A 6,960-nucleotide genomic window follows, 5' to 3' on the forward strand; every position below is an offset into this window, starting at 1 on the left:
GCAGATGTCTGCCCGGCCCGCCACTGCTTGAAGGCACAGGCATGCTCCACAGCTGAAGTTGAGAGGGAAGCATGCCTGCGATGCGCGAGAACTCGCGACGGATGGCGACGCGGAATCAGCGGATCTCGGTGGTCCGCTGCTCCTTGAAGGCGGCGCAGTTGGAGTTCTCCACCGACACGTACACGTTGTCGATGCTGCCGCCCCAGCTCACGCAGTAGCCCTTGCCGTAGACGTAGCTCGGTCCCGCGTACGACGTGAACTTCCCGTCGTCCCCGGCCCACTCGTCGGTGGCGGGGACGTAGATGTACGCGGACATGTACTTGGCCGACCCCGGGTTGGCACGGATGGTCGCGACGCAGTTCCTGCCGTTGGAGGAGTTGTAGGTCAGGTAGACGGTTCCCAGCGAGCCGACAGGCACCGAGTTCACGGTCTTGTAGGCCTTGCCACAGACGCCCTGCGGCGTGACGTTCGGCGCGGCGGAGGCCGTCCCGGCGAACGCGGCGGTGCCACCCACCACCAGTGCGGTGACTGCCCCGACAGCCGCGACATTGCGAGCAATTCTCATATTTCCCCCTTGTGTCCCCGAGAGCGGTTTACTCCCACTTGATGTGACCCTCGAATGGCATGGATGGTTGCACCGCATTCACACAGAGGTACTGGACGATCACACGGAGGTCGGGGTTTTCACGGGATCCTGGCCGGTCGGACGCCCGCCGGGCGACAAAAAAGACCGTCGAACCTCAGCCACGAGCACCTCCGGTCCGGGCCCGCCGGCGCCCTCCAGTCACCGCCGGGAAGCGGAGCACCGCCGCTCGCCCTCGCGGCCTGCGCGCGGCAGCGGGCGGCGGCCTGCGCGCGGGCAGCGGGCGGCGGGCGGCGGGCGGCGTGATCAGCCCGGACTCGAGCGGCCGTTCCGCCAGTACCCGAGGAACGCTATGTCCTGCTTCGGCACGCCCCGCTCTCGCACCAGATGACGGCGCACCCCGGTGGCCAAACCCGCCTCCCCGGCGACCCATGTGTAGAAACGGCCGGGCCGCAGGGCCGACTCCCTGACGGCTTCGAGAGCCACGCTGCCCGGTGCACCAGTCGTGCCGTTACGCGCATCCAGTGCACCCGTACGCCATCGGGGGCCGTGATGTCCGTGCGGAAGTCGGCGATGGAGGGCACCTCCAGGAAGACCTCCGCGACCAGGTCGGCGGGAGCCTGTTCGAGGATGGCCAGGATCGCGGGCAGGGCGCTCCCATCTCCGGCGAGCAGCTGCTACTCGGCATGTGCCGACGGCAGATAGGTCACGCGCACGTCGAAGATTCCCGCAGGGTCACCGGGTCTGGCACTCCTTGCGAGTACGGAGGCCGGGGTGTCGCCGTGGACCGCGAACTCGATGTCCAGCTCGCCGAGTTCCGGCCGGGTCCGGCGGATGGTGAAGTTGCGCACCCAGGGTCTGACGGACTTCGGCTGGAGGAGCAGCTCCGCCATCCACGCCTCACTGTTTCGGGTCGGCATCCTCAGCCCTACCTGCCCCTCGCGGGGTAAGAACAGCCGCACGGCCTGGTCGAATCCTGTGGGTATCAAGTGCCGGAGTTCGGGTCCACCGAGCGTGATGCTCGAAAAACTCGGCGTCAGCTTCGTGTTCTCGCGTACCTCCAGGGTGATCATTTGCCGCGTCTTGGGTGTGCGGACCTTGGGCAGCATGGCGCTATCGCTTTCCGTTCGGGTGCAGCTCGCGTTGGGGGCCGAAGGCCCACGACGAGCCGTGGGACAACGCGGGGACACGCAGGGCCCGCAGATGCGCCGAGGCCGGCCCGGCACCCCCGCCGCAGAGGGAGATCGCGGGCAATCGGCGTGGCCCGGGTGCCTCTTCCTCTGGGGTCCGTTTACAGGTTTCCGCAGGTCATAGCTGCATTATGAGCAATTGTTCAGGTCGTTCGCTACTCGCATTCAAGACGCCGCCCCGGAGGCGCCATGGCGTCCAGCCATCGCGGACTTCAGCCACGTGAACAGGCACGCCAGGCCCGAGCAGGACTCACGCGACAGCGCATCATCACCGCCGCTGCTCACGTTTTCGCCGAGCACGGCCACGCCGCCGGGAGGAAGCCTGCCCGTTGGGGAACGTAGCCGGAGGACGGGCGGCACGGGCGGACCTGGAGGCCGCGCACCCCTGCTCAGCAGCCCTTTCCGGGCCATCCGAGAAGCAGACACCCGGCCTTGGGCAAGACCTCGGAACTCCGCCGCATTCCTGGTCACCCGTGCTCGCACGGTCGCCGGTCATGTCGGATACCGTCCGCCTGTCCAGTCATGAACATTGTGTGAAGGGGCGTTTCGCGATTCTCTGTCGGGTAACCAAAAAGGGGACACACTCTCGGGCCAACCGCTCGGTGACATCTCTCAGTTCGGCGCGGGAACCGGTACTGCCAGCGGGGATGTTGCGTCCGGGAGGAAATAGACCGCGTGCAGGACAAGCGGAACTGCTGCCGGATTCACACCCACGTGGGCGTTCTCCGGGCCGTGCGGCTCCACGAAGCAGGAGCCTGCGCCGACAGTGTCGGTGCTTCCGTCTGCGAATGTGTGGGTGAGCGTTCCTTCGGCGACGAGCACGAGAACCGGGCCTACGTGGTAATGCCAACCAGTGCTGCCATGCGGCGGCACAACGGTCTTGCTGACTGTGACGTGCGTGGCGTCGAGTGGGATTCCCCGAAGGGAATCAGTCACAACTGCACGTGCGACGTCGACCGCAATCGGCTCGGGTGCGCTCCGGTCCGTCGATGAACGGGAGGAGTTGCTCTCCACCATCGGCTCCTTTCGGCGCCTGGGAGTTCGTCCGCAGGACGCACTCCCACCACGGTAAGCGAGGCTCATCGCAATGACATCCAATCGCCCTCCGAAGCCGAGCGACGATCCTGACTCACAACACCCCACCACGGTCGCCGAGTTACTTGTACGGGGTCTTCGTGCGCTCGGCGTACGCCATGTCTTCGGCGTCCCCGGAGGCCCGCTCCTCCCACTGTACGAGGCCGTGGACCGCGAACCGGGTATACGTATGGTGCTGGCCCGGCATGAGGAGGGTGCCGGGTTCATGGCCGAGGGGACCGCGCAGGCAACCGGCTGCCTGGGGGTGGTGTGCACCACCGCAGGACCTGGCGCTCTGCACGCGCTGACAGCGGCGGCGAGCGCGACCAGCGACGGGGTGCCGGTACTGGTCATCTCGGCGCAGACAGGGACGTCGCTGGCCGGTCGCGGAAGCCTGCAGGACAGCAGCGGCGGCAACTGGTCCGTCGATACCGTCGCCGCCTTCCACTCCGCCACCAAGCTCTCAGCCCTCTTGCTCCATCCCGACCAGACACCCAGGTTGCTTGCCCACGCAATACGAACCGCGAGGACAGGCCGGCCTGGGGCAGTGCACCTTTCGATCCCGACCGACTTTCTTTCACAGCCGGTTTCCGCCGACACGGGCCCCTGCATCCGGGCCTTGGAACGCTTCCGCTCCGCTCCCGCCACGGAGCCGGCAGAAGCCGCTGTGCGACAGATGGCGGACATGCTGCGGGGAGCCGGCAACGGGGTGGTACTGGCCGGCCAGGGAGCCAAGCTCGCTCAGGCCACAGCGCCACTGGTCCGGCTGGCCGAACGGCTGGGCTGGCCGGTCGCGACCACGATCAAGGGCAAGAGCGTCTTCCCGGAGGATCATCCATTGTCCGCAGGCGTATTCGGCTTCGCCGGCTCTCCCCGAGCGCACGAGGTGGTTCTGAACCCCGAAGTCGACACGCTTCTCGTCCTGGGCAGCGCGCTGGGTGAACTCTCCACCGCCAACTGGCACTCCGGACTGATCGGAAGCAGGCGTGTATGCCGAGTCGACATCGATCCACTGCGTATGGACGCGGGGTTCCCGGCCGATGTCGAGGTCGTCGGCGACGCCGCAGCCACCTTGGACTCCGTGCTCGAAGTCCTGGGCGGCGGTGACACCCAGGACGATCGGGAGCTGGACGGGCCGACGCGGCATTCACGGCGGCCCGAGCCGCGGGCAGGCGGGAGCGGCCTGCGGGCCTCTGCGGTTGTCGAATCGATGAGCAGGTTGCTGCCCGCTGAGACTCTGCTCTTCGTCGACAACGGCAACTGCCTCAACTGGCTGGGAGAGTTTTACGTCAGCCGGCCTCCCGGGGCGGTCCATGTCTCCCTGAACATCGGCTCGATGGGCTACAGCGCGGGCGCTGCCGTAGGGGGCGCACTCGCCGCAGGTGGACGTCCGGTCGTCGCGCTCACCGGCGACGCGGCCTACGCGATGAGCGGGATGGAGACCCACACGGCCGCCGAGGAAGGGCTGCCGGTGATTTGGGTCGTGCTCAACAACGGCGGCAACGCCATGGTCCAGAACGTCCAGGACGGCGTGTTCGGCCACTCCAGCGGGGCCATGTACCGCGCCCCGATGGACGCGGCCACCATCGGCCGCGGGCTGGGCGCTCAGGGCGTGGTGGTCCGCACCCTGACGCATTTCGAGACGGAGCTGACGACTGCCTTGTCCGCCGAGGGCCGCCCGTCCGTGATCGACGTGCGCGTCGACCCGTCCGAGGTGCCCTGGGCCCTTCAGGGCAGGATCGCCGCACTGCGGGACGGCATCGAAACCGCTTGAGCACCACCCCGCCCGCCCAGGCGGCGAGTCGAGACAACCTCGGCCCGACGGATCGGGAAAGAGGTCCCGGGAAAGGCATGGTCGACGGGACCGTCGAATCGAGAGTGTGTGGTGGACCCGCTCACCCTCAGTGGGCGCCTGCGCGCTCTCGGCTTCACAGAGCAGAACGTCGCACCCCTCGGCGAGCTCCACCCGGAGTAGACCAGCGACTTGTCCGCGGGCTCCATGCGTACGGCGAAGGAAGTGCGCCAGCCGGTCGGCGATGCCTGGCGGTCCGGAGAGCGGGATGGGCGCGTCGAGCTGTGTGTCCGCGTAGGACGCGGCGCAGTAAGCGGTGAGCAGGTCCGCGCTGTGGTCGGCGTGCAGATGCGAGATCCAGATGGCATCAAGCTCGGACGCCTGATCTTCAGCTGTTGACAATTAAGCATCGCCGACCAGGCGTTGGCTGCGACCATCGCAGTCATCCGGGACGGACTGCATGTGCTGCACCGTCCTCTGCTCGCGGCGCAACGGCCGACACCTCCCCCACCGCCTCGGCGGCCCTTCATCGCCGTGGGTGAGGCCGCCTCGACGGCCCCCGCGTTCTCGCGGGCAGGGCTGAGGTCAGCCCGGCTCCTCGTCGCTGACCGCGGCTTCGTACGCGAGCAGAGTATCGACGAAGACTTGCCGCTGATCCGGCGTCAGGGGGGCCAGCGCCCTGCGCCACGCGGACGCGCCCGGGGCGAGCCAGGCAGCGATCGCCGGTTGCTGGCCGGCCGCGATGCCGATGATCCGCCGACGCCTGTCCGCCTCGTCCTCGCGCCGCTCCAGGATGCCCTGCCGGTTCAGATCTCCGACCAACAGGCTCACCGTCGTCGGGGCGACCTGGAGTTGAGCAGCCAGCTCGTTCACGGTCATCGGCCCGTCGAAGAGCAGGTAGGAAAGCAGGGAGAGGTGTCGCGGCGCAAGGGAGAAGGACTGGAGGGCCTCGGGCACAGGGGTCTTCTTGATCCGGCCGGCCATCCGAGGCATGAGCAGGAGCAGGGCCCTGACGGCGTCGTCGACTCCGTTCACGTCACTGTCGTCGCTCTCACCGGCATCATGCGCCCTGGGCGTTGACATCACACATCACTACCTTTACCTTCAAAGATATTTCACTTTGCTCTCAAAGTGAATCCCCTCCATGGTAACTACCAGCACGAACGGAGATTTCGCCATGCCGCACTTCAGCGTGCACATCCGCGATGAAGCTCTCGACGGGACGGTCGAACCGAAGCTGATCAGCGCCTTGACCGACGCGGTCGGCGCCGTCTACGGCGAGGAGCTGCGCCGCTTGGTCGGGGTTGACCTCGTCGGCGTCCCGCAGCACCGTCGCGGCATCGGCGGCATCCCCGCGGAGATCGACGCCCCGCTCGTCACCCTCAGCATGCGCGAGGCCGCGTACCACCTTCCAGAGATCCCGGACGCTCCCGCGCGCCTGATCGCCAACACCACCGAGGCGATGGTCAGCGTTTTCGGCGAGGACATCCGCAGGCAGGTCATCGTGACGATCGTCGGCGTCCCCGAGGGTCGCACCGGAGTCGCCGGCACGGTGGCCTGACGCACTCGTGCGGGTCGGCACCGTCGGTGCCGGCCCCCTCGACCACCCTTCTGCACGACCGACGCCCGACGCCCGATCGCGAATACAAGACGTCGGCCACTTTGCGGAACCTTTACCCACGATCGGCCGTTGGGTGGGTGAGCGCACGGGCTCGTGACCGACAACTCAGACGAAGACCGAGGTGACCTCAATGGCAGTGTGGGACCGGCTCAAGGATCAGGCGAAGACTCTGCAGCAGACCCAAGGAGCGCGTGGGCCGGCGGCCGGACGGAGCGCCGGGCAGGGGTCCGGTGGCGGTTCGCGCGCCCAGCTGGTCAGCACGCTGAAGTCACAGCTCGCTTCCCTCAAGACGGAGCTGAAGAGCGGCGCCTACCGGGACGCGAGCATGGCGATGTGCGCGCTCGTCGCGGCTGCGGACGGGCAGGTGGACCCTGCCGAGCGACAGCATGTGGAGTCCATGATCCTGGGCAACGAAGTCCTGCAGAACTTCCCGCCGGAGCAGTTGCGCCAGCGCTTCAACAAGCACGTGGACCAGCTGACCCTCAACTTCCAGCAGGGCAAGGCCGACGCGATTCAGGAGATCGCCAAGACCGCCAAGAAGCCGACCGAAGCGAGGGCCGTGCTCCAGACCGGCATCGTCATCGCCGGAGCCGACGGCAACTTCTCCCAGGCCGAGCACATGATCCTCCGAGAAGTCTGCACGGCGCTGGGGCTGTCCCCCGCTGAATTCCAGCTCTGAACCGAACAGACGGCTCACCGC

Annotated in this window: 7 protein-coding genes and 4 pseudogenes; 5 read left to right on the forward strand and 6 right to left on the reverse strand. The window is 67.5% G+C overall.

What is annotated here, in order from left to right; all coding sequences use genetic code 11:
- Positions 1-115: 115 nt before the first annotated feature.
- The 3 genes and pseudogenes from ACFWFI_RS39290 to ACFWFI_RS39300 form a co-directional block, all read right to left on the reverse strand.
- Positions 116-565, reverse strand: a complete 450-nt coding sequence (locus ACFWFI_RS39290; RefSeq protein ID WP_387400192.1) for a spore-associated protein — start codon at positions 563-565, stop codon at positions 116-118.
- Between the two features lie 324 nt (positions 566-889).
- Positions 890-1,257: pseudogene (locus tag ACFWFI_RS39295) on the reverse strand (siderophore-interacting protein).
- Between the two features lie 3 nt (positions 1,258-1,260).
- Positions 1,261-1,656 (reverse strand): siderophore-interacting protein, encoded by a 396-nt coding sequence (locus tag ACFWFI_RS39300; protein ID WP_387400195.1) that lies wholly within the window; start codon positions 1,654-1,656, stop codon positions 1,261-1,263.
- Positions 1,657-1,962: 306 nt separating this feature from the next.
- On the opposite strand from ACFWFI_RS39300, the pseudogene ACFWFI_RS39305 reads away from it, so the two are divergent.
- A pseudogene (locus tag ACFWFI_RS39305) lies at positions 1,963-2,088 on the forward strand (TetR/AcrR family transcriptional regulator); the annotation flags it as partial.
- Between the two features lie 297 nt (positions 2,089-2,385).
- Here ACFWFI_RS39305 and ACFWFI_RS39310 read toward each other — a convergent pair.
- Positions 2,386-2,790, reverse strand: a complete 405-nt coding sequence (locus ACFWFI_RS39310; RefSeq protein ID WP_387400198.1) for a cupin domain-containing protein — start codon at positions 2,788-2,790, stop codon at positions 2,386-2,388.
- A gap of 70 nt (positions 2,791-2,860) precedes the next feature.
- Here ACFWFI_RS39310 and ACFWFI_RS39315 point away from each other — a divergent pair.
- A pseudogene (locus tag ACFWFI_RS39315) lies at positions 2,861-3,190 on the forward strand (thiamine pyrophosphate-binding protein); the annotation flags it as partial.
- A gap of 333 nt (positions 3,191-3,523) precedes the next feature.
- Positions 3,524-4,621 (forward strand): thiamine pyrophosphate-binding protein, encoded by a 1,098-nt coding sequence (locus ACFWFI_RS39320; RefSeq protein WP_387400210.1) that lies wholly within the window; start codon positions 3,524-3,526, stop codon positions 4,619-4,621.
- On the opposite strand, the pseudogene ACFWFI_RS39325 reads toward ACFWFI_RS39320, so the two are convergent.
- A pseudogene (locus ACFWFI_RS39325) lies at positions 4,576-5,014 on the reverse strand (hypothetical protein); the annotation flags it as partial. The gene ACFWFI_RS39320 and the pseudogene ACFWFI_RS39325 overlap by 46 nt on opposite strands.
- 210 nt (positions 5,015-5,224) lie before the next feature.
- Complete coding sequence (locus tag ACFWFI_RS39330) at positions 5,225-5,722, reverse strand: MarR family transcriptional regulator (protein ID WP_387400201.1); 498 nt, start codon at positions 5,720-5,722, stop codon at positions 5,225-5,227.
- Between the two features lie 94 nt (positions 5,723-5,816).
- Here ACFWFI_RS39330 and ACFWFI_RS39335 point away from each other — a divergent pair, with 94 nt between their 5' ends.
- A complete protein-coding gene (locus ACFWFI_RS39335) occupies positions 5,817-6,200 on the forward strand; it encodes a hypothetical protein (protein WP_387400204.1) in 384 nt (127 codons plus the stop codon).
- Positions 6,201-6,390: 190 nt separating this feature from the next.
- Complete coding sequence (locus ACFWFI_RS39340; protein ID WP_387400207.1) at positions 6,391-6,939, forward strand: tellurite resistance TerB family protein; 549 nt, start codon at positions 6,391-6,393, stop codon at positions 6,937-6,939.
- The last annotated feature ends 21 nt before the right edge of the window (positions 6,940-6,960 follow it).

Source organism: Streptomyces sp. NPDC060209 (assembly GCF_042728155.1).
Classification (GTDB): domain Bacteria; phylum Actinomycetota; class Actinomycetes; order Streptomycetales; family Streptomycetaceae; genus Streptomyces.